The organism is Streptomyces sp. CB01881 (genome assembly GCF_002953255.1).
Lineage (GTDB): Bacteria > Actinomycetota > Actinomycetes > Streptomycetales > Streptomycetaceae > Kitasatospora.
In genome coordinates this window covers 1,655,840-1,677,180 of sequence record NZ_CP026498.1, presented here as the reverse complement: position 1 = coordinate 1,677,180, position 21,341 = coordinate 1,655,840, and the positions used below count along the sequence as shown (strand labels likewise).

Genomic DNA, 21,341 nt, shown 5'->3' with positions numbered 1-21,341 from the left:
GGTGATCCACCCGGAGGGCATGCTCCAGCGCCGCAGCGCCGAGCACTGGGCCGGCCGCCTCTACATGCGGAAGATCTCGCTGCGGATCACCCGCGTGCTCTCCACCGTCACGGCGATCACGCCCAACGGCCTGACCTACCTGATGATGTTCACCGGCATTCTGGCCGGTGCTGCGCTGGTCGTCCCCGGTCTGGCCGGTGCGGTCCTCGGCGCCCTGCTCATCCAGGTCTACCTGCTGCTGGACTGCGTCGACGGCGAGGTGGCGCGCTGGCGCCGGCAGACCTCGCTCACCGGCGTCTACCTGGACCGGGTCGGCCACTACATGTCCGAGGCGGCGCTGCTGACCGGTCTCGGCCTGCGCGCCACCGACCTGCTGCACCGCGAGGGCGGCGGCTCCCACTGGGAGTGGGCCTTCCTCGGCACGCTGGCCGCGCTCGGCGCCATCCTGATCAAGTCCGAGACCGACCTGGTCGACGTGGCCCGTGCCCGCAGCGGGATGACGGCGGTCGAGGACAGCGCCTCGGTGCCGCGCTCGGCCGGCGTGGCCAAGGCCCGCCGGGCGGCGTCCCTGCTCAAGTTCCACCGGCTGGTCGGCGCGGTCGAGGCCTCGCTGTTCATCCTCGCCGCGGGCGTCGCGGACGCGGTGCACGGCGGCCTCTTCTTCACCCGGATCGCGGTGGTCGTCCTGGCCGCGATCGCCATGCTGCAGACCGTGCTGCACCTGCTGAGCATCGTCCTGTCCAGCAGGCTCCGGTGAGCGCCGTGACGGAGCCCACCCGGGCGGGCGCCCCCGACACCTTCCGGCTGGGCGCGGTCATCATCACCATGGGCAACCGCCCGGACGAGCTGAACGCCCTGATCGAGTCCGTCCGCGCCCAGGAGGGCCCCGCGGTGGAGCTGGCCGTGGTCGCCAACGGCGCCCCGCTGCCGGCGCTCCCGGCGGACGTGCGGGCCGTCGAGCTGCCGGAGAACCTCGGCATCCCGGGCGGCCGCAACGTCGGCATCGAGCTGTTCGGCAAGGACGGCCGGGACGTCGACGCCGTCCTCTTCCTGGACGATGACGGCCGGCTGCCGGGCACCGACTCCGCCCGGCTGCTGCGCGAGGCGTTCACCGGCGACCCGGAGCTCGGCATCGTCAGCTTCCGGATCGCCGACCCGGACACCGGTGTCACCCAGCGCCGGCACGTCCCCCGGCTGCGCGCCAGCGACCCGCTGCGCTCCTCCCGGGTGACCACCTTCCTGGGCGGTGCCAGCGCCGTGCGCTGCGCGGTGTTCGAGCAGGCCGGCCAGCTGCCCGCCGAGTTCTTCTACGCGCACGAGGAGACCGACCTCGCCTGGCGCGCGCTGGACGCCGGCTGGGCCATCGACTACCGGGCGGACGTGGTCCTGCACCACCCGACCACCTCGCCCGCCCGGCACGCCTCGTACTTCCACAACGTGGCCCGCAACAGGGTTTGGCTTGCCCGACGGAACCTTCCGGCCCTGTTCATGCCTCTCTACCTGGGAACCTGGTTCCTGCTCACCCTGGCCCGCCGCCCCTCCCCGGAGGCGCTCAAGGCCTGGTGGGGCGGGTTCCGGGCGGGCTGGCGCGAACCCTGCGGTACGCGGCGGCCCATGCGATGGCGTACCGTTTGGCGACTGACCAGGCTGGGCCGGCCACCGGTCATCTGACCTGTCCGATGACCATACGGCCGGCCGACCGCACGGTTGCACAGCCGTGCGGTCGGCCGATCGCTGCGGCCGGTGGCCACACACCGGCCGGATTCCCCCCGTGATCCCAGTGGATCCCCCTCGGCGCAAGGCCGGCGGACCCCCGCCGACCGGCCCGCCCCGACCCGATCCCGCGCGAAGGACGAATGTGTCGACAGTGAGTGAACCCGTCAGCCTCTCAGCCCCGAGGGGGGCAGACGCGGGCCTGACCCCCAAGCAGCTTGCGGACAAGTACGGTCTGGCAGTGAGCGGCAGACGGCCGGGCCTCATCGCCTACACCAAGCAGCTCTGGGCCCGGCGGCACTTCATCTGGGCTTTCGCCACCGCCCGCCTGGTGGCCCAGTACACCGACGCCAAGCTCGGCCAGCTCTGGCAGGTGGTGACCCCGCTGCTCAACTGCGCGGTGTTCTACCTGGTCTTCGGTGTGATCCTGAAGAGCAAGGACGGCTTCCCGGCCGGAACCTACACCGCCTGGCTCTGCATCGGCGTCTTCGTCTTCCAGTTCACCCAGAACGCGGTCCAGTCCGGCACCCGGGCGATCTCCGACAACCTCGGCCTGATCCGCGCGCTGCACTTCCCGCGGGCCTCGCTGCCCATCGCCTTCACCGTGATCCAGCTCCAGCAGCTGATGATCTCGATGGTGGTGCTGGTCGGTGTGGTGCTGGCCAGCGGGATCTCCCCGGGCCGGACCTGGCTGGCGGTGCTCCCGGCGCTGCTCCTGCAGTCGATGTTCAACACCGGCGTGGCCCTGGTCATGGCGCGGATCGGTGCCAAGACCAGCGACATCTCGCAGCTGATCCCGTTCGCGATGCGGGCCTGGATGTTCCTGTCCGGCGTGATGTTCAGCATCCAGGACAAGATCAACGGCTGGCCGCCGGTCTGGCAGAAGGTGATGCAGCTCAACCCGGCGTCGGTCTACATGGACCTGGTCCGGCACGCCTTCGCGCCCGTCATCTACAACAAGCACATCCCCCAGCACCAGGTGCTCCCGCCGCACCAGTGGCTCTACGGCATCGGCTGGGCCATCGCGATGTTCGTGATCGGATACGTCTTCTTCTGGAAGGCCGAGGAGGAGTACGGCCGTGGCTGACACCGATCTGCGAAAGGGCCGGGCCGTGCAGGACACCGACGTGGCCCGCGAACCCACCGTCGTCGTCGACGACGTGCACATCGTCTACCGGGTGCACGGCGCCGGCTCCGGCAAGGGCAGCGCCACCTCCGCGGTGAGCCGCATCCTCAGCCGCAAGCGCGGCGCCGGCGTGCGCGAGGTGCACGCGGTCAAGGGCATCAGCTTCACCGCCTACAAGGGCGAGGCGATCGGCCTGATCGGCTCCAACGGCTCGGGCAAGTCGACCATGCTCGCCGCCATCGCCGGTCTGCTGCCGACCGAGAAGGGCGGCATCTACACCAACGGCCAGCCCTCGCTGCTGGGCGTCAACGCGGCCCTGATGAACGAGCTCACCGGTGAGCGCAACGTCATCCTCGGCTGCCTGGCGATGGGCATGACGCCCGCCCAGGTGAAGGCGCGCTACCAGGAGATCGTCGACTTCTCCGGCATCAACGACAAGGGCGACTTCATCTCCCTGCCGATGCGCACCTACTCCTCCGGCATGGGCGCCCGCCTGCGGTTCTCCATCGCGGCGGCGAAGACCCACGACGTGCTGTTGATCGACGAGGCGCTGGCCACCGGCGACCAGGCGTTCCAGCAGCGCAGCAAGAAGCGGATCGACGAGCTGCGCGGGTCCGCCGGTACGGTCTTCCTGGTCAGCCACGACAACAACTCGATCCGCGAGGTCTGCGAGCGGACCATCTGGATCGAGGCCGGCGAGCTGGTGATGGACGGCCCGACCGACGAGGTCGTGGGCCGCTACGAGCGCGGCGAGCGGCCGTAGCGCCTTTTTGACCCGCGACGGAGGGCCGGTGGCCCGGGGCAGCCCGGCCGCCGGCCCTCCGTCGTGCCCGGCCCGCCCCTCCCTGCCCCGCGCCGCGGGCTCCGTGCCGTCTCCCCGGCCCTCCGGAGGCCCGGACCCCGCCTCCCCGGCCCCGCCCCCCGTGGTGCCCCTGTGGTGCCCCCGTGAACGGCCCCGGAGGCTGCCGGAGCGCCCCCCTCGTGCGCCCCTGCGCACCCCCGGAGCGCCCCGGGTGGCCCGCCGCCGGGCGGGTGAGCGCCCCGCGCGCCGGGTGGGGCGCTCTTTCCCGGCGCGGTCGGTGGTGCAAGGCTGTAAGTCGCGGGGGTGGTGTGCCGGACGGGACTCCCGGTATCGGACGCGTGTCCGACTCGGGCCGGTCGTACCGAGCGGTGTAGAACGGGGGAGTGACATCAGTGTCGGCTTCGGCCCAGCCCAGTAGTGAGCCAGTGGACCGTTCAGCGGGGGTGACGCTGGACAAGGCGAGCGCGGAGAACTTCCCGGTCGCCCCCTTCTTCCTGCCCGCGGCCTGGCGCGGCGACCTGATGGCCGTCTACGGCTTCGCCCGCCTGGTGGACGACGTCGGCGACGGCGACCTGGCCGACCCGGCCGGCGCCGCCCGCCTGCTCGGGATCGACGAGCGGCCCCCCGGCACCCCCGGGGACGCCCCCGCGACCACTCCTTCGGCCCAGCCGGGCCCGCCGGGTCCGGCCGAGACGGCCTTCCGCCTCGCGCTGCTCGACGGGCTGGAGCGGGACCTCGACCGGGTGTTCGAGGCCGCCCTGCACCCCGGCACCGCCGAGGCCCCCAGGCACCCCTTGCTGCGCCCCCTCGTCCCGCTGGTGGACCGGCACGGGCTGACCCCGGAGCCGTTCCGCCGGCTGATCGAGGCCAACCGGGTGGACCAGACCACCGCCCGCTACGCCACCTACCAGGACCTGCTCGGCTACTGCACGCTCTCCGCCGACCCGGTGGGCCGCCTGGTGCTGTCCATCGCGGGCGTCTCCACCCCGGAGCGGATCGAACTCTCCGACGCCGTCTGCACCGCCCTCCAGGTGGTCGAGCACCTCCAGGACGTCGCCGAGGACCTCGCCTGCGGCCGGATCTACCTCCCGGCCGAGGACCTGGCCCGGTTCGGCGTCACCGAGGAGGACCTCGCCGCCCCGAGCGCCGACGGCGCCGTCCGGGAGCTGATCGCCTTCGAGGCCGCTCGGGCCCGCACCCTGCTCGACCGCGGCGCGCCATTGGTAGGTACGGTTCGGGGGAGGCTCCGACTGCTCCTGGCGGGATTCACCGCCGGCGGGTACGCGGCCCTGGCAGCCATCGAGGACGCCGGGTACGACGTGCTCGCCCAGCAGGCGAAGCCGGACAAGCGCCGCCTCGCAGCGAAGGCGGCGGCAATCTTCGCGAAGGGAAGGTGAACGCCCGAGTGGCGGCATCACCACTGGCGTCGGCACAGGTCATGGCGGCGTACCGGTACTGCGAGGCGGTCACCGGACTGCAGGCCCGCAACTTCAGCTACGGCATCCGCCTGCTGCCGGAGCCGAAGCGGCTGGCCATGTCCGCCCTGTACGCCCTGGCCCGCCGGGTCGACGACATCGGCGACGGGGACCTCCCCGCCGACCGCAAGGCCGAGGCACTGCTGCGCACCCGCGAGCTGCTGGACGAGGTCCGCACCGGACGGGTCGCCGAGGACGACACCGACCCGATCAAGGTCGCCCTGGCGGACGCCGCCCGGCGCTTCCCGATCCCGCTCGGCGGCTTCGACGAGCTGATCGACGGCGTCGAGATGGACCTCAAGGGCGCCGAGTACCAGACGTACGAGGAGCTCCAGGTCTACTGCCGCTGCGTCGCGGGCGCGATCGGCCGGCTCTCGCTCGGCGTGTACGGCTGCGACGACCCGGAGCGCGGCGCGCAGTACGCCGACACCCTGGGCCTGGCCCTCCAGCTCACCAACATCCTGCGCGACCTGCGTGAGGACGCCCTGAACGGCCGGACGTACCTGCCCGCCGAGGACCTCGTCCGGTTCGGCTGCGAGCAGGGCTTCGCGCTGCCCAAACCGCCGGTCGGCGCGGACTTCACCGGTCTGGTGGCGTTCGAGGCCGCGCGGGCCCAGGCGGCCTTCGAGGAGGGCCTGCGGCTGCTGCCGATGCTGGACCGCCGCAGCCGGGCCTGCACCGCGGCGATGGCCGGCATCTACCACCGGCTGCTCGGCCGGATCGCCGCCGACCCGGAGTCGGTCCTGCGCGGCCGGGTCTCACTGCCGGGCTGGGAGAAGGCGTACGTCGCCCTTTCCGGGCTCGCCGGGGGGCGTTCTTGATTCTCACGGCAGTTCTGTCACGCTGTGTCAGCGGGGAATCACTGATGGGTGGGCCGGTGTTGTCCACCGCGACGGACACGAAGTCGACCACGAGCGCCCCGGCCGGGACGAGGCCGGGCGCCGGACACGAGGGGGAGGGCCGATGACCGGGCGAGCCGATGCCGCGCGCCCGGCCGCCGTTGTGGTCGGCGGCGGCCTGGCGGGCATCACCGCCGCGCTGCGGCTGGCCGAGGCCGACCACCGGGTCACCCTGGTCGAGGGCCGCCCCCGGCTGGGCGGGCTGGCCTTCTCCTTCCAACGCGGCGAGCTGACCGTCGACAACGGCCAGCACGTCTACCTGCGCTGCTGCACCGCCTACCGCGGCCTGCTCGACCGGCTCGGCGCGGCCCGGCTGGTCCACCTCCAGGACCGGCTCGACGTCCCGGTGCTCGGGGTCTCCGGGCCCGCCGGGGCGCCGGTGCGCACGCTCGGCCGGCTCCGCCGGGCCGGCCTGCCCGTCCCGCTGCACCTGGCGGGCAGCCTGGCCCGCTACCCGCACCTGGGCCCGGCCGACCGGGCCCGGGTGGTCCGCGGCGCACTGGCCCTCCAGAGCCTCGACCTCGCCGACCCGGCACTGGACGCCGTCTCGTTCGGCGACTGGCTGCGCGGCAACGGCCAGAACGCGCGGACCATCGCCGCCCTCTGGGACCTCGTCGGCGTCGCCACCCTGAACGCCCGCGCCGACCAGGTGTCGCTGGCGCTGGCCGCGATGGTCTTCAAGACCGGCCTGCTCTCCGACCCGGGGGCCTCCGACATCGGCACGGCCGCCGTCCCGCTCGGCACGATCCACCACGACCGGGCGCTCGCCGAGCTGGAGCGCGCCGGGGTCAAGGTGCTGCTGCGCGCCCGCGTCGCCGAGCTCAAGCCCGCCAGCCCGCAGCACGCCGTCCGGCTGGAGGGCGGCGAGCTCCTCACCGCCGACACCGTGGTGCTGGCCGGCGCCCAGGACACCGCGGCCGCCCTGCTGCCGCCGGACGCCGTCGACGGCCAGGACCGGCTCGCCGGCTTCGGCACCGCACCGATCCTCAACGTGCACGTCGTCTACGACCGCAAGGTGCTGCGCCGCCCCTTCTTCGCCGCGCTCGGCTCGCCGGTGCAGTGGGTCTTCGACCGCACCGCGCACTCCGGCCTGGCCGGCACCGAGCTGGGCCGGGCCCACCCCGGCGCCCAGTACCTGGCGCTCTCGCAGTCCGCCGTCCAGGACGAGATCGACCTGCCCGTCGCGGAGCTGCGCCGCCGCTACCTGCCGGAGCTGGCCCGGCTGCTTCCCGCCGCCGGCGGGGCCGGGGTACTGGACTTCTTCGTCACCCGCGAGCGCACCGCCACGTTCGACCCGGCGCCGGGCACCGCGGCCCTGCGCCCGACCGCCCGGACGAAGGTCCCCGGCCTGCTGCTGGCCGGCGCGTGGACGGCCACCGGGTGGCCCGCGACCATGGAGGGCGCCGTCCGCAGCGGCCACGCCGCGGCCGATGCCGCGCTCGCCGCCGCCGGCACCCACCTTCCCGTGGACCGCGGCGACGGGAGGTGGCCCAGGTGACGCGGGGCCCCGCCGCCGGTGACCCCGCGAGAGCCGCCGGCCCCGCCGTCCGCACCGGTCTCATCGACATCGCCAGCGCCCGGCCGTCCCGTGCGGCCCGGCACCACCAGGGAGAGGGAACGCACGTGGAGTCACGCACCGGCACTGCCGTCGGAGGCACGGCGCACGCCGAACCGGTTTCGGTGCCGGAGCTGCTCGCCTTCAGCCGCGAGCTCTGCACCCCGCCGCTGAAGGCCGCCGCCGCGCGCCTGGCCGCACCGATGGACACCGTCGCCGCCTACCACTTCGGCTGGATCGACCGGGACGGCACGCCCGCCGCCGGGGACGGCGGCAAGGCCGTCCGCCCGGCCCTGGCGCTGCTCTCCGCCCAGGCCGTCGGCGCTCCGGCCGAGGCCGGTGTGCCCGGGGGAGTGGCCGTTGAACTGGTGCACAACTTCTCCCTGCTCCATGATGATCTGATGGACGGTGACGAGACCAGACGGCACCGGGCCACCGCCTGGACGGTCTTCGGACCGGCCCAGGCGATCCTGGTCGGCGACGCCCTGGCGACACTCGGTACGGAGGTGCTGCTCGACGCCGGTGTGAGCGGCGGGGCGAGCGCCGCCGACGCCGCGCGCGCCGTCCGGCTGCTCACCACCGCCACCCGCGGGCTCATCGACGGGCAGGCCAGGGACGTCGCCTTCGAGCAGCGCGACAGCGTCACCGTCGCCGAGTGCCTGGAGATGGAGGGCGGCAAGACCGCGGCCCTGCTCGCCGCCGCCTCCGCCATCGGCGCCGTCCTGGCCGGCGCCGACGACCGCGTCTCGGACGCCCTCCAGCGCTACGGCCACCACCTGGGCCTGGCCTTCCAGGCGGTGGACGACCTGCTCGGCATCTGGGGCGCCACCGAGGTCACCGGCAAGCCGCACTGGGGCGACCTGCGCCAGCGCAAGAAGTCCCTGCCGGTCGCCGCCGCCCTCGCCGAGGGCGGCGCCGCGTCCCGCCGGCTCGCCGAGGAACTGGCCGACCCGAAGGGCCGCGGCGAGGAGAGCGAGCCCGAGCTGGCCGCCCGCGCCGCCCTGATCGAGCAGGCCGGAGGCCGCGCCTGGACACAGGAGGAGGCCCGCCGCCAGCACACGACTGCCCTCGCCGCCCTGGACGAGGTGCCCATGCCCGACGTGGTGCGCGAGCACTTCGTCGCGCTCGCCGAATTCGTGGTGGTACGAGAGAGGTGACGTTACGTTGACAGCAACCGCGGACGGCCGGCTCGACCCTGAGTACGATTCCGAGCCGGTCGCGGTGGGCGACCGCCCCCCGGCGCTGCTGAGTGCCGGGCGGTGGCAGCCCGCGGGGGCCGACCCGGACGGCCCGGCCGACCACCCCGACCACCCCGACGAGCAACAGCACGGACCGGCCTCCGCCGAGGAGGCACTGGCCCGCGCCACCACCCACCTGCTCTCACTCCAGAGCTCCGAGGGCTGGTGGAAGGGTGACCTCGAAACCAACGTCACCATGGACGCCGAGGACTTACTGCTCCGACAGTTCCTCGGGATCCGGACGGAGGAGCAGACCAAGGCCACCGCCGAGTGGATCCGCTCCCAACAACGGGAGGACGGCACCTGGTCCACCTTTCACGGCGGACCGGCCGAGCTCTCCACGACCGTCGAGGCCTACGTCGCCCTCAAACTGGCCGGCGACGACCCCAACGCCCCGCACATGGCGGCCGCCGCCCGCTACGTGCGGTCCGCCGGCGGCATCGCGGCGGCCCGGGTCTTCACCCGGATCTGGCTCGCCCTCTTCGGCTGGTGGCCCTGGGAGCGGCTGCCGGAGATGCCGCCCGAGATCATCTTCGTGCCCAAGTGGCTCCCGCTGAACATCTACGCCTTCGGCTGCTGGGCCCGGCAGACCATCGTGCCGCTGACCATCGTCTCGGCCCACCGCCCGGTTCGCCCCGCGCCCTTCCCGCTCACCGAGCTGCACACCGACCCGGACCAGCCCTTCCCCGAGCGCCCGCTCGCCCGCGCCACCACCTGGGACGGCCTCTTCGAACGCCTGGACAAGGTGCTGCACGCCTACCACCACCGGGCGCTGCGCCCGGTGCGCCGGCTCGCCCTCTCCCAGGCCTGCCGCTGGATCGTCGAGCGGCAGGAGGCGGACGGCTGCTGGGGCGGCATCCAGCCGCCCGCGGTCTACTCGCTGATCGCCCTGCACCTGGAGGGCTACGAGCTCGACCACCCGGTGATGCAGGCCGGGCTCTCCTCCTTCGACCGGTTCACGGTGCACACCGAGGACGGCCGGCGCTGGCTGGAGGCCTGCCAGTCCCCGGTCTGGGACACCTGCCTGGCCACCATCGCGCTGGCCGACGCCGGCGTGCCGGCCGACCACCCCGCACTGGTCTCCGCCGTCGACTGGATGCTCGCCGAGGAGATCACCCGCCGCGGCGACTGGTCCGTCCAGCGGCCCTCGCTGGCCCCCGGCGGGTGGGCCTTCGAGTTCGAGAACGACACCTACCCCGACATCGACGACACCGCCGAGGTGGTGCTCGCACTCCGCCGGGTCGACCACCCCGACCCCGCCAAGGTGACCGGCGCGGTCGATCGGGGCGTCGGCTGGAACCTCGGCATGCAGTCCAAGAACGGCGCCTGGGGCGCCTTCGACGTCGACAACACCAGCACCCTGCCGAACAAGCTGCCGTTCTGCGACTTCGGCGAGGTGGTCGACCCGCCGTCCGCGGACGTCACCGCCCACGTGGTGGAGATGCTCGCCGAGGTCGGCAAGGGCAGGGACCCGCGCACCCGCCGCGGAGTGGAGTGGCTGCTGCGCAACCAGGAGGCCGACGGCTCCTGGTTCGGCCGCTGGGGCACCAACTACATCTACGGCACCGGCTCGGTGCTGCCCGCCCTTGTCGCGGCCGGCGTGCCGGACGAGCACCCCGCGATCCGCCGCGCCGTCCGCTGGCTGGAGGACCGGCAGAACACCGACGGCGGCTGGGGCGAGGACATGCGCTCCTACGAGGACCCGGCCCGCTGGGCCGGGCGCGGCGACTCCACCGCCTCGCAGACCGCCTGGGCGCTGATGGCGCTGCTCGCGGCCGGCGAGGGCCCGGACGGCCGGGCCAACCCGGCGGTCGAGCGCGGGGTCGACTGGCTGGTCCGCACCCAGCTGCCCGAAGGGACGTGGGACGAGCCGCAGTTCACCGGGACGGGCTTCCCGTGGGACTTCTCCATCAACTACCACCTGTACCGGCTGGTCTTCCCGGTCACCGCGCTCGGCCGCTACCTGCACGGCAGCCCCGCCACCGGCAAGGCCACTCCTGCCGCGGGCACCCCGGCGATCGGGGTGCCCCGGTGAACCGTGCCCCCCTGCTGGTGCTCTGCGCGCTCGGCCCCGAGGTCTGGGCCCTGCGCGGAGGGGACTGGCGCGGCGCGGCCGGCGGTCCGCCGGTGCTGGTGCGCACCGGCGTGGGCCGCCGAAGGGCCTCGCACGCCGTCCGACGGCTGCTCACCTCGGCCCCCGGCGGCTACGGGGCCGTCGTGGTGGCCGGCTTCGGCGCGGCCGTCGCACCGGGGATGGCGCCCGGAGACGTCATCGTCGCGGACGGGGTGCGCAATGCCGAGGGGAACCTCTTCGCGGTCGACTCCGGCCCGGAGCTCACCCGCGCCCTCAAGGTCCGCGGGCTGACCGCCCACACCGGCGTGCACCACACCGCCGACCACGTGGTGCGCGGCCTGGAGCGGCGAGCCCTGCACCTCCAGGGGGCGCTCGCCGTCGACATGGAGGCCGCCGCCGTCCTCGCCGCCCTCCAGGAGCTCCGCCCGGCCATGCCCGCGGCCGTCCTGCGGGTGGTGGTCGACACCCCCGAGCACGAACTGCTGCGCCCGGGCACCCTGCCGGCCGGCGTCCGGGCCTGGCGCACCCTGCGGGCCACCGTGCCCGCACTGGTCGACTGGCACGAACAGCACCGCCCGGCCCGGAGCCGTCCGGCACCCGGCAGCACCAACCAACCCACATCCTCGACGCTCCCTCAGGAGGCGAGCTAGCCATGGCCATGCCGCTGCGCCAGACCGTGCGAGTCGGCACCTATCTCATGCAGCAGAAGCTCAAGCGGCGGGACAAGTTCCCGCTGATCGTCGAACTGGAACCGCTCTTCGCCTGCAACCTGGCCTGTGAGGGGTGCGGCAAGATCCAGCACCCGGCGGGCGTGCTGAAGCAGCGGATGCCGGTCGCCCAGGCGGTCGGCGCGGTGCTGGAGTCAGGTGCCCCGATGGTCTCGATCGCAGGCGGCGAGCCGCTGATGCACCCGCAGATCGACGAGATCGTCCGGCAGCTCGTCGAGCGCCGCAAGTACGTCTTCCTCTGCACCAACGCGCTGCTGCTGCGCAAGAAGCTGGACAAGTTCAAGCCCTCGCCCTACTTCACCTTCACCGTGCACATCGACGGGCTGCGCGAGCGGCACGACGCCTCGGTGGCCAAGGAGGGCACCTTCGACGAGGCGGTCGAGGCGATCAGGGAGGCCAAGCGGCGGGGCTTCCGGGTCACCACCAACAGCACCTTCTTCAACACCGACACCCCGCAGACCATCATCGACGTGCTCGACTACCTCAACGACGAGCTCAAGGTCGACGAGATGATGATCTCCCCGGCGTTCGCCTACGAGAAGGCCCCCGACCAGGAGCACTTCCTCGGCGTCGAGCAGACCAGGGAGCTCTTCCGCAAGACCTTCGCCGGCGGCAACCGGCGGCGCTGGCGCCTCAACCACAGCCCGCTCTTCCTTGACTTCCTGGAGGGCAAGGTCGACTTCGAGTGCACCGCCTGGGGCATCCCCAACTACTCGCTGTTCGGCTGGCAGCGCCCCTGCTACCTGATGGCCGACGGGTACGTGCCCACGTACCGCGAGCTGATCGAGAAGACCGACTGGTCGAAGTACGGCCGCGGCAAGGACGCCCGCTGCGCCAACTGCATGGCGCACTGCGGCTACGAGCCGACCGCCGTCCTCGCCACCATGGGCTCCCTCAAGGAGTCGCTGCGCGCCGTCACCGAGACCATCGGCGCCAACCGCGGCCACTGACCGCACCCCGCCCGGCACGGGAGCAGCCTCCCGTGCCGGGCGGTCCCGCCCAGGGGGGCCACCGCACCGCTCCGAGTCGTGAGGTGAACACATGTCACTGCTCTCCAGCGTCAAGTCCCCGGCCGACCTGCGGAAGCTCCCGGCCGCCGACCTCCCGCTCCTCGCGGACGAGATCCGCGAGTTCCTGATCGACGCCGTCACCAGGACCGGCGGCCACCTCGGCCCGAACCTCGGCGTGGTCGAGCTGACCATCGCCCTGCACCGGGTCTTCGACTCGCCCTACGACCGGATCGTCTGGGACACCGGCCACCAGAGCTACGTCCACAAACTGCTCACCGGCCGCCAGGACTTCTCCGGACTGCGCAGCAGGGGAGGGCTCTCCGGCTACCCGTCGCGCGCCGAGTCCGAACACGACCTGGTCGAGAACTCGCACGCCTCCACCGCCCTCTCCTACGCCGACGGCCTCGCCAAGGCGGCCCGGCTGCTCGGCCAGCACGACCGGCAGACCGTCGCGGTCATCGGCGACGGCGCGCTCACCGGAGGGCTCGCCTGGGAAGCGCTCAACAACATCGCCGAGGCGCGGGACCGGCCGCTGGTCATCGTCGTCAACGACAACGAGCGCTCGTACGCCAGGACCATCGGTGGCCTCGCCAACCACCTCGCCACGCTGCGCACCACCCAGGGCTACGAGCGCTTCCTCGCCCTCGGCAAGGGGGCGCTCCAGCGCACCCCGCTGGTCGGGCAGCCGATCTTCGACGCGTTGCACGGCGCCAAGAAGGGGTTCAAGGACGCCTTCGCCCCGCAGGGCATGTTCGAGGACCTCGGGCTGAAGTACCTCGGCCCGATCGACGGCCACGACCTCGCCGCCGTGGAGCAGGCCCTGCGGCAGGCGCGCGGCTTCGGCGGGCCGGTGATCGTGCACTGCCTGACCGTCAAGGGCCGCGGCTACCGGCCGGCCGAGCAGGACGAGGCGGACCGGTTCCACGCCGTGGGGCCGATCGACCCGTACACCTGCCTGCCCGTCTCGCCCAGCGGCGGCGTCTCCTGGACGTCCGTCTTCGGCGACGAGATGCTCGCGCTCGGCGCGGACCGGCCGGACGTGGTGGCGATCACCGCGGCGATGCTCCAGCCGGTGGGACTGGCCAAGTTCGCCAAGGCGTACCCCGAGCGGATCTTCGACGTCGGGATCGCCGAACAGCACGCCGTCACCAGCGCGGCCGGGCTGGCCACCGGCGGGCTGCACCCGGTGGTCGCCGTGTACGCCACCTTCCTCAACCGGGCCTTCGACCAGGTGCTGATGGACGTCGCCCTGCACCGGCTCGGCGTCACCTTCGTGCTGGACCGCTCCGGGGTGACCGGCCCGGACGGCGCCTCGCACAACGGCATGTGGGACATGTCGATCCTCCAGGTCGTCCCCGGCCTCCGGCTGGCCGCCCCGCGCGACGCCGACCAGCTGCGCGCGCAGCTGCGCGAGGCGGTGGAGGTGGCGGACGCGCCGACCGTGGTGCGCTTCCCGAAGGCCGACATCGGCCCGGCCGTCCCGGCCGTCGAGCGGATCGGCGGCGTGGACGTGCTGCTGCGCACCGGGGAGCTGCCCGAGATCCTGCTGGTCGCCGTCGGCACGACCGCGGCCGCCGGGCTGGACGCGGCGCGACTGCTGCTCGCCGAGGGCTTCACCGCGACCGTCGTCGACCCGCGCTGGGTCAAGCCGGTCGATCCGGCGCTGCCCGCGCTGGCCGCCGCACACCGGCTGGTCGTCACGGTCGAGGACAACGGCCGGACGGGCGGTGTCGGCGCCGCCGTCGCCCAGGCGCTGCGGGACGCCGACGTGGACGTCCCCGTCCGGGTGCTCGGCCTGCCGCAGGAGTTCCTCGGGCACGCCGCCCGCGGCGAGATCCTGGAGGAGACCGGCCTGACCGGCACCGGGGTCGCCGCCCAGACCGCCGCCTTCGCCAAGAACCTGCTACCGACCCGAGGAGCGAACCAGCGCCATGCCGGCTGACCCAGACGCACCCGACGCCCGTACCGGGGCCCGCTTCGAGGCCGGCACCGAGGCCCGTGCCGGAGCCCGCTTCGACCTCGCCGCCCTGATCGCCGAACGCGGTGCGGAACGCTACGAGCTGCACAGCCGCTACCTCAACCCGCAGCTGCCGCGGATGCTGCACACCATCGGCTTCGACAAGTACTACGAGCGCGCCCAGGGCCCGTACTTCTACGACGCCGAGGGCAACGAGTACCTCGACATGCTGGCCGGCTTCGGCATCTTCGCGCTGGGCCGGCACCATCCGGTGGTGCGCTCGGCGATCCAGCAGGTGATGGACCTCGACCTGCCCGACCTCGTCCGCTTCGACTGTTCGCCGCTGCCCGGCCTGCTGGCCGAGCGGCTGCTCGCCCACGCACCCGGGCTGGACCGCGTCTTCTTCGGCAACAGCGGCACCGAGGCGGTCGAGACGGCGCTGAAGTTCGCCCGCTACGCCACCGGGCGCAAGCGGGTGCTCTACGCGGACCACGCGTTCCACGGGCTGACCACCGGTTCGCTCTCGGTCAACGGCGAGAGCGGCTTCCGCAAGGGCTTCGACCCGCTGCTGCCGGACACCGCCATCCCGCTCGGCGATCTCGGGGCGCTGGCCAAGGAGCTGAAGCGGGGCGACGTCGCGGCACTGATCGTCGAGCCGATCCAGGGCAAGGGCGTGCAGGCGCCGCCGCCGGGCTGGCTGCGCGCGGCGCAGGCGCTGCTGCACGAGCACAAGGCGCTGCTGATCTGCGACGAGGTGCAGACCGGCATCGGCCGGACCGGCGAGTTCTTCGCCTACCAGCACGAGGAGGGCGTGCTGCCCGACCTGGTCTGTGCGGCCAAGGCGCTCTCCGGCGGCTACGTGCCGGTCGGGGCGACCCTCGGCAAGAGCTGGATCTTCGAGAAGGTCTACTCCTCGATGGACCGGGTGCTGGTGCACTCGGCCAGCTTCGGCTCCAACGCGCAGGCGATGGCGGCCGGGCTCGCGACCCTGGAGGTGATGCGGGACGAGAAGGTGGTGGAGAACGCCCGCCGGGTCGGTGACCTCTTCCGGGAGCGGCTGACCGCGCTCGTCGACAAGTACGAGCTGCTGGCCGAGGTCCGGGGCCGCGGTCTGATGATCGGCATCGAGTTCGGCCGCCCGAAGTCGCTCAAGCTGCGGACCGGCTGGACGGCGCTCCAGGCGGCGCGCAAGGGGCTGTTCGCGCAGATGGTGGTCGTCCCGCTGCTTCAGCGGCACCGGATCCTCACCCAGGTGTCCGGCGACCACCTGGAAGTGATCAAGTTGATCCCGCCGCTGATCATCACCGAGCGGGACGTCGACCGGTTCGTCGACGCCTTCACCGACGTGATGGACGACGCGCACCGGGGCAGCGGCCTGATGTGGGACTTCGGCCGCACGCTGGTGAAACAGGCGGTCGGCAACCGCTGAGCCGCGCTCGCGGGCGGAGTGGGAGGCCGGGCCAGGCCGGCTTCCCACTCTGTGGGAGATACCGCGTCAGAGCTCGGTCCGGCGGCGCCGGATGACGATGACGAGATCGACGGCGGCGAACAGGGTGAGGAGCCCGCAGGCCACGGCGAACCCGGTGAGGGTGCCCCGGCTGGGGGCACCGAAGGCCGGGGCGTTCGCGGCCCAGACCGCGAAGGCCACGGTGGTGAGGGCGAACAGCGGGGTGAAGGTCAGGGCGAGCAGGTAGCGCAGCTTGAGATCGCTGCGGGCGGTGGCGGGTTCGGTGCCGCTCCGCCAGCGGCGGGGGGTGGTGGCGCGCACGCCCGGTCACCTCCTCCTGAAGCCCTGCTTCCGCCGCGGTCACCCGGGCGTTCCGGTCTACGATTCCAGCGTACGTCCGGGGAACGAGGCGGGGAGGGGCCATGACGGAGGCGGACGCGGAGGGCTACGCGGGGCTGCGGGTGGACCGGGCCGAGGAACTGGCCCGGCAGCACGGCTGGGCATCGGTCCGGGTGCTGCCCCCGGGGGCGATGATGACCTTGGACCACCGGGAGGGGCGGCTCAACCTCGCGGTGCGCGACGGGGTGGTGGAACGGAGCTGGGAGGGGTAGCGGCCGGCCGCGGAGTGGCGGGCCTGGCCGCGTCCGGCCGTGCCCTGTCGGGCCGTGTTCTGTGCGGCCGGGCCGCGTCCGGCTGTGTTCTGCCCGGCCGTGCTCTGCCGGAGCGGGCTGGGGCCGGTTGAGGGGTGGCCGGTGGTGGGGCGGCGGGCTTCACGGTGTCGCGCCGGCGGGCCCGGCGGGCGGTCAGCCGCTGCTCGGCGGCGGTCACCACGGGCTCCAGCAGCGGCAGTGAGAGCAGCACCAGCAGCCCGGCGGCCCAGCCGGCCAGGACGTCGGTGACCCAGTGGGTGCCCAGGTAGACGGTGGTGAGCCCGACCGAGCAGGCGGTGGCGGCGGCGAGCACCGCGCCGGTGCGCCGCCAGCGGACCGCCAGGTAGGCGAGCACGCCCCAGGTGACCACGGCGTTGGCGGTGTGGCCGGACGGGAATATGGTGCCGCCCGAGAAGAGCTCGGGCGACCCGACGTAGTGCGCGTAGTGCGGGCCGAGCCGGCCGGTGACGATCTTGACGCCGCCGACCGTGACGTTGAGCAGCAGCAGGGCGGCGCCCATCACCAGCAGCGGGCGCAGCCGCCGCAGCCGGTGGGCGCGCCAGCCGAGCCAGGCGAAGGCGGCCATGGCGGACGGGCCCCGCTGGCCGGCCACCACCCAGTTGTCCAGCAGCGGCTCCAGGCTGGGCCACCGCTCGTACGGGCGGGCCAGCCGCACCGACCAGTCGAGGTCGACCAGCGCGCTGTTGAGCAGCACACCGGCCACCACCAGCAGGTAGCCGAGGAAGGTGGCGGCCAGCAGGCCGGCCTGCCGCCGGTTCAGCGGGGGCCGGCCGGGCTCTCCGGCGACGTCCCCCGGGGTGCGGCGCGGGCGCTCGCGGCGGGTGGTCAGGTTTTCCGGCAATTCACTCGGCGCTTGCACGCCGGTGACCCTACCCAGCAGGTCCGCGGCATTCTCCGGGGAATTCGGAATTCTCCGGTAAAGTGCCTATGTGACCGGAACCGGCTCGCTCGGGGTCGTTTTTCCGATATTCTTACGTCGAATATCAGTACAGTCTTCAGGAATCTTTTCCAAAGGGCGGGTAAAGCGAACGGAGTGGGAGACCGGCCGGGCCGGTTCCCACTCCGTGGTAACCCTGTGTAGGTTCGGTGCCTCAGTCGAGGGGGCCGCCGGCCACGTAGATCACCTGGCCGGAGACGAATCCGGCGCCCTCGCTCGCCAGGAACGAGATGGTGTGCGCGACGTCCTCGGGCAGGCCGACCCGCTGGACGGGGATCTGCGAGGCGGCGGCGCGCTTGAAGTCCTCGAACTCCATACCGACCCGCGCGGCGGTGGCGGCGGTCATGTCGGTGGCGATGAATCCGGGGGCGACGGCGTTGGCGGTGACGCCGAACTTGCCCAGCTCGATGGCCAGCGTCTTGGTGAAGCCCTGCAGGCCGGCCTTGGCGGCGGAGTAGTTGGCCTGGCCGCGGTTGCCCTGGGCGGAGGAGGAGGACAGGTTGACGATCCGGCCGAACCCGGCGTCCACCATGTGCTTCTGGACGGCGCGGGTCATCAGGAAGGCGCCGCGCAGGTGCACGTTCATGACCGTGTCCCAGTCGGACTCGGACATCTTGAAGAGCAGGTTGTCGCGGAGTACGCCCGCGTTGTTGACGAGGACGACCGGGGCGCCGAGCTCGGCCACGATCCGGTCGACCGCGGCCTGCACCTGGGTGGCGTCCGAGACGTCGGCGCCGACCGCGACGGCCCGCCCGCCCGCGGCGGTGATCCGGTCGACGGTGTCCTTGCCGGCCGCCTCGTCCAGGTCGAGGACGGCGACGGCGTAGCCGTCGGCCGCCAGGCGCTCGGCGGTGGCGGCGCCCAGTCCACGTGCGGCGCCGGTGACGACGGCGACCCTGGGGGCGGTGGTCTGCTCGGTCATGCTCGCTCTCGTCTCTCTCGGATCTGGCTCGGGTGTGGCTCGGGTGGCGCTCCGGGGAGCGCCCGGTGCCGGCCTGATGCTGTTCCGGTGCCGGTCTGATGCTCGCCGGTGCCGGCCCGATGGATGGTCCGGTGCCGTTCGCGGCTTCCGGTCCGTCCGTCGTTCGCTCGCGACCGGATCCGTGGGTGGAGCCGATCGCGGGGCCGGGGGGCCCGTCCCCGGGGCGGACCGCCGGGTGGGCCATACCCTACCGGCGAGTAAGGTCCGCGGCCAGGGCGGAAGTCGCAGGTGACCGAGGGTAAGGACCGACCGGTCGGCTTTCTCCTGCAAACGGGTTACTGACGGGTCGGCACGGCGCGTAAATATGCCAATGTTGCCGAACCTGCGTCTACTATCCGCCCCCGCCTGCCAGCGAGGGCCCGCCGTTTGTATAGTGTCCGCCAGCAGCCACCGGCTGCACGGCTGGAGCGCCCTCCCTCATAGCGGGACGCCCACTCGCCGTTACTGCCCCACCCGGGTGTCCCACACACACCGGGTGTGACATCGGGACGGATACATGGTGCTGGGGGAGATCCCGACGACCCGCGTGTCCGCGCGACTGCAGCAGTCGCCCGGTCACCTCATCCGCGTTGCACAGCAGGTTCACACCAGGCTGTGGTCAGAACATGTCGGAGCCGATCTCACGGCTCCGCAGTTCGCCGTACTGCTGGTCCTCGCCCTCGAACCGGGTGCTGACCAGCGGACGGTCGGCGAGCGCGCGTCGCTGGACAAGGCCACGATGGCCGAGATGGTCGCCCGGCTGGTCCGGCGTGGCCTGGTGCTGCGACGCCGCGACCCGGCCGACGGCCGGCGCAAACTGCTCGCTCTCTCGCAGAGCGGCGCACAGGCGGTGCGCGAGGCCACGGGTGGCGTGGTCCGCGTGCAGCGCACGCTCTTCGAGCCGCTCACGGCGGAGGAGCAGCTGGAGATCGTGCGGGTGATGGCCAAGATAGCCAGGCTGGAACCCGCTGCGGTCGCCGTCCTCACCGACGCGCGGCCGATGCTGGACGCCCAGCGGGCGATCGGCTACCTGATCAGGGTGAGCCAGCAGGTGCACACCAAGCTCTGGTCGGAGCACGTCGGTTCGGAGCTGACGGCGCCGCAGTACGCGGTGCTCGACGCGCTCGAACTGGAGCCGGGCGCCGACCAGCGCACGGTCGGCGAGCTGGCCTCGCTGGACAAGGCCACGATGGCCGAGATGGTCAGCCGGCTGGTCCGGCGCGGCCTGGTCCAGCGTCGGCGCGACCCCTCGGACGGGCGGCGCAACCTGCTGTCGCTCTCGCCGGCGGGTCAGGACCTGCTGCACCGCTCGGCCGCGGGCGTCGCCCAGGTCCAGCGGCTGCTGCTGTCGCCGCTCGACGAGCACGAGCACGAGCCCGCGCTCGCGCTGATCGCCAAGGCGGGTCGGCTCTAGGCTTCGCCCTTTGAGCTCCAGCCAAAACGATTCGCCAACGCACTGAAGGCCGCCGACCCGTCAGAGGGAGAGCGGCCTTCAGGCTTGACGGCCGGCCCGGGTGCGAGGGCCGTTCCTGTGTGTGACGACTGCTTCGGGGGTGGTGGCCGCATCGCGTGTCACGGCCGCGCCGCGTGTGACGGCCGTTTCGCCCCTGACGGCCGCGCCAGGTGTGAGGGGCGTGCCGCGCGTGAGGGGCATGCCGGGTATGACGGCCGCTTCGCGCCCGGACGACGAGCCGGCCCCGGTTCCGGCCCGGGTGTGCCCGGCGGGGTCGCCGGGCACACCCGGGCCGGGACGCGTCAGTTCCAGTCGAACTCCTGCGGGTCCGGACCGATCCGCTTGCCGGTGGCGATGCCCGCGATCGCGGCGAGGTCGGCCGCGTCCAGCTCGAAGCCGGTGACGTCCAGGTTCTCCTTGATCCGCGACGGGGTGACCGACTTCGGGATCGCGATGATGCCGCTCTGCAGGTGCCAGCGGAGCACCACCTGGGCGACGGTGCGGCCGTGCTTCTCGGCGATCTTCGCCAGGGCCGGCTCGGAGAGCAGCTCCTTGCCCTGGCCCAGCGGGCTCCAGGCCTCGGTGGCGATGTCGTGCTCGGCGTGGAAGGCGCGCAGCTCGTCCTGCGGGAAGTAGGGGTGCAGCTCGACCTGGTTCAGCACCGGCTTGACCGAGGCCTCGTCGAGCAGGCGGGTCAGCTGCTGGGTGCCGAAGTTGGAGACGCCGACCGACTTCACCCGGCCGTCGGCGAGCAGCTGCTCGAAGGCCTTCCAGACGTTGAGGTAGCTGCCGTGCATCGGGCGCGGCCAGTGGATCAGGTAGAGGTCCACGTAGTCGAGGCCGAGCTTGGCGAGCGAGGCGTCGAACTCGCGCAGCACGGCGTCGCGGCCCTGGTCGCCGGACCAGTCACGGGTGCCCGAGTTCCACAGCTTCGTGGTGATGTAGAGGTCCTCGCGGGCCACTCCGCCGGCGAGGGCCTCGGCGACGGCCTGGCCGGTGCCGGCCTCGTTCTCGTAGATGGCCGCGGTGTCGATCGAGCGGTAGCCCGCCCCGATGGCGTTGCGGACGGCCGCGGTGGCCTCCGCGTCCGGGACCTGCCAGACGCCGAAGCCGAGCTGCGGGATCTGCGAGCCGTTGTTGAGGGTGACGGTGGGGATGCTGCTCACGGGACGGGGTGCCCTCCTGGTCGTCCATCTGCTTCCACAGGGGCAACCGGCGGGGCGGCCGGGTTTGTTCCCGGAGCGGAAAAGAATTTTCCGGCGCGGTGTACCGGCGCACGCAGTGGCCTGTCGCGG

Annotated in this window: 19 protein-coding genes; 15 read left to right on the top strand and 4 right to left on the bottom strand. The window is 72.9% G+C overall.

Translation table 11 applies throughout. The features are described from left to right. Positions 1–19 precede the first annotated feature (19 nt). The 13 genes from C2142_RS07325 to C2142_RS07265 all read left to right on the top strand — a co-directional run bounded on the left by C2142_RS07325 (position 20) and on the right by C2142_RS07265 (position 16,006). Positions 20–757 (top strand): CDP-alcohol phosphatidyltransferase family protein, encoded by a 738-nt coding sequence (locus C2142_RS07325; RefSeq protein ID WP_174315619.1) that lies wholly within the window; start codon positions 20–22, stop codon positions 755–757. A gap of 68 nt (positions 758–825) precedes the next feature. Then, a complete protein-coding gene (locus C2142_RS07320; protein ID WP_148642259.1) occupies positions 826–1,671 on the top strand; it encodes a glycosyltransferase in 846 nt (281 codons plus the stop codon). A gap of 187 nt (positions 1,672–1,858) precedes the next feature. Continuing rightward, on the top strand, positions 1,859–2,800 hold the full coding sequence (locus C2142_RS07315) for an ABC transporter permease (protein WP_148641624.1): 942 nt from the start codon (positions 1,859–1,861) through the stop codon (positions 2,798–2,800). Next, the gene (locus C2142_RS07310; protein ID WP_241002430.1) at positions 2,793–3,602 is read left to right on the top strand and encodes an ABC transporter ATP-binding protein; all 810 of its coding nucleotides are present in this window, start codon (positions 2,793–2,795) and stop codon (positions 3,600–3,602) included. The genes C2142_RS07315 and C2142_RS07310 overlap by 8 nt, the downstream gene beginning before the upstream one ends. A gap of 464 nt (positions 3,603–4,066) precedes the next feature. After that, the gene (gene hpnC, locus C2142_RS07305) at positions 4,067–5,038 is read left to right on the top strand and encodes a squalene synthase HpnC (protein WP_148641623.1); all 972 of its coding nucleotides are present in this window, start codon (positions 4,067–4,069) and stop codon (positions 5,036–5,038) included. Positions 5,039–5,079: 41 nt separating this feature from the next. Continuing rightward, positions 5,080–5,937: a presqualene diphosphate synthase HpnD gene (hpnD, locus tag C2142_RS07300; RefSeq protein WP_148642257.1), complete on the top strand. Its 858-nt coding sequence runs from the start codon at positions 5,080–5,082 to the stop codon at positions 5,935–5,937. A gap of 142 nt (positions 5,938–6,079) precedes the next feature. Next, complete coding sequence (gene hpnE / locus C2142_RS07295; RefSeq protein WP_148641622.1) at positions 6,080–7,513, top strand: hydroxysqualene dehydroxylase HpnE; 1,434 nt, start codon at positions 6,080–6,082, stop codon at positions 7,511–7,513. Between the two features lie 182 nt (positions 7,514–7,695). Next, the gene (locus C2142_RS07290; protein WP_241003134.1) at positions 7,696–8,727 is read left to right on the top strand and encodes a polyprenyl synthetase family protein; all 1,032 of its coding nucleotides are present in this window, start codon (positions 7,696–7,698) and stop codon (positions 8,725–8,727) included. 7 nt (positions 8,728–8,734) lie between these two features. Continuing rightward, positions 8,735–10,843 (top strand): squalene--hopene cyclase, encoded by a 2,109-nt coding sequence (gene shc, locus C2142_RS07285; protein WP_241002429.1) that lies wholly within the window; start codon positions 8,735–8,737, stop codon positions 10,841–10,843. After that, on the top strand, positions 10,840–11,532 hold the full coding sequence (locus C2142_RS07280; protein ID WP_148641621.1) for a 1-hydroxy-2-methyl-2-butenyl 4-diphosphate reductase: 693 nt from the start codon (positions 10,840–10,842) through the stop codon (positions 11,530–11,532). Before shc ends, C2142_RS07280 begins: the two co-directional genes overlap by 4 nt. Positions 11,533–11,534: 2 nt before the next feature. Further along, entirely contained in the window at positions 11,535–12,560 is a 1,026-nt protein-coding gene (gene hpnH / locus C2142_RS07275) for an adenosyl-hopene transferase HpnH (RefSeq protein WP_148641620.1), read from the top strand. A gap of 91 nt (positions 12,561–12,651) precedes the next feature. Then, positions 12,652–14,562 (top strand): 1-deoxy-D-xylulose-5-phosphate synthase, encoded by a 1,911-nt coding sequence (dxs, locus tag C2142_RS07270; RefSeq protein ID WP_148641619.1) that lies wholly within the window; start codon positions 12,652–12,654, stop codon positions 14,560–14,562. Continuing rightward, the gene (locus C2142_RS07265) at positions 14,552–16,006 is read left to right on the top strand and encodes an aspartate aminotransferase family protein (RefSeq protein WP_148641618.1); all 1,455 of its coding nucleotides are present in this window, start codon (positions 14,552–14,554) and stop codon (positions 16,004–16,006) included. Before dxs ends, C2142_RS07265 begins: the two co-directional genes overlap by 11 nt. A 66-nt stretch (positions 16,007–16,072) precedes the next feature. On the opposite strand, the gene C2142_RS07260 is transcribed toward C2142_RS07265, so the two are convergent. Beyond that, complete coding sequence (locus tag C2142_RS07260) at positions 16,073–16,345, bottom strand: DUF6343 family protein (RefSeq protein ID WP_148641617.1); 273 nt, start codon at positions 16,343–16,345, stop codon at positions 16,073–16,075. A 101-nt stretch (positions 16,346–16,446) separates the two neighbouring features. Between C2142_RS07260 and C2142_RS07255 the strand changes: the two genes are divergently transcribed. Then, on the top strand, positions 16,447–16,635 hold the full coding sequence (locus C2142_RS07255) for an I78 family peptidase inhibitor (RefSeq protein WP_148641616.1): 189 nt from the start codon (positions 16,447–16,449) through the stop codon (positions 16,633–16,635). On the opposite strand, the gene C2142_RS07250 is transcribed toward C2142_RS07255, so the two are convergent. Continuing rightward, positions 16,586–17,455 (bottom strand): phosphatase PAP2 family protein, encoded by an 870-nt coding sequence (locus C2142_RS07250; RefSeq protein WP_148642254.1) that lies wholly within the window; start codon positions 17,453–17,455, stop codon positions 16,586–16,588. The genes C2142_RS07255 and C2142_RS07250 overlap by 50 nt on opposite strands. 331 nt (positions 17,456–17,786) lie before the next feature. Continuing rightward, a complete protein-coding gene (gene fabG / locus C2142_RS07245; RefSeq protein WP_148641615.1) occupies positions 17,787–18,554 on the bottom strand; it encodes a 3-oxoacyl-ACP reductase FabG in 768 nt (255 codons plus the stop codon). Between the two features lie 586 nt (positions 18,555–19,140). On the opposite strand from fabG, the gene C2142_RS39500 reads away from it, so the two are divergent. Beyond that, complete coding sequence (locus tag C2142_RS39500; protein ID WP_241002428.1) at positions 19,141–20,007, top strand: MarR family winged helix-turn-helix transcriptional regulator; 867 nt, start codon at positions 19,141–19,143, stop codon at positions 20,005–20,007. A 341-nt stretch (positions 20,008–20,348) separates the two neighbouring features. On the opposite strand, the gene C2142_RS07230 is transcribed toward C2142_RS39500, so the two are convergent. Further along, positions 20,349–21,212 (bottom strand): aldo/keto reductase, encoded by an 864-nt coding sequence (locus C2142_RS07230; RefSeq protein ID WP_148642252.1) that lies wholly within the window; start codon positions 21,210–21,212, stop codon positions 20,349–20,351. Positions 21,213–21,341: the final 129 nt, after the last annotated feature.

What these genes read in the sequence shown, in the direction of transcription:
- C2142_RS07325 (WP_174315619.1), top strand. Translation starts at nt 20, where the DNA reads ATGCTCCAGCGCCGCAGCGCCGAGCACTGGGCCGGCCGCCTCTACATG.
- C2142_RS07255 (WP_148641616.1), top strand. Translation starts at nt 16,447, where the DNA reads ATGACGGAGGCGGACGCGGAGGGCTACGCGGGGCTGCGGGTGGACCGG.
- C2142_RS07265 (WP_148641618.1), top strand. Translation starts at nt 14,552, where the DNA reads ATGCCGGCTGACCCAGACGCACCCGACGCCCGTACCGGGGCCCGCTTC.
- C2142_RS07320 (WP_148642259.1), top strand. Translation starts at nt 826, where the DNA reads ATGGGCAACCGCCCGGACGAGCTGAACGCCCTGATCGAGTCCGTCCGC.
- hpnD (WP_148642257.1), top strand. Translation starts at nt 5,080, where the DNA reads ATGGCGGCGTACCGGTACTGCGAGGCGGTCACCGGACTGCAGGCCCGC.
- fabG (WP_148641615.1), bottom strand. Translation starts at nt 18,554, where the DNA reads ATGACCGAGCAGACCACCGCCCCCAGGGTCGCCGTCGTCACCGGCGCC.
- hpnE (WP_148641622.1), top strand. Translation starts at nt 6,080, where the DNA reads ATGACCGGGCGAGCCGATGCCGCGCGCCCGGCCGCCGTTGTGGTCGGC.
- hpnH (WP_148641620.1), top strand. Translation starts at nt 11,535, where the DNA reads ATGGCCATGCCGCTGCGCCAGACCGTGCGAGTCGGCACCTATCTCATG.
- dxs (WP_148641619.1), top strand. Translation starts at nt 12,652, where the DNA reads ATGTCACTGCTCTCCAGCGTCAAGTCCCCGGCCGACCTGCGGAAGCTC.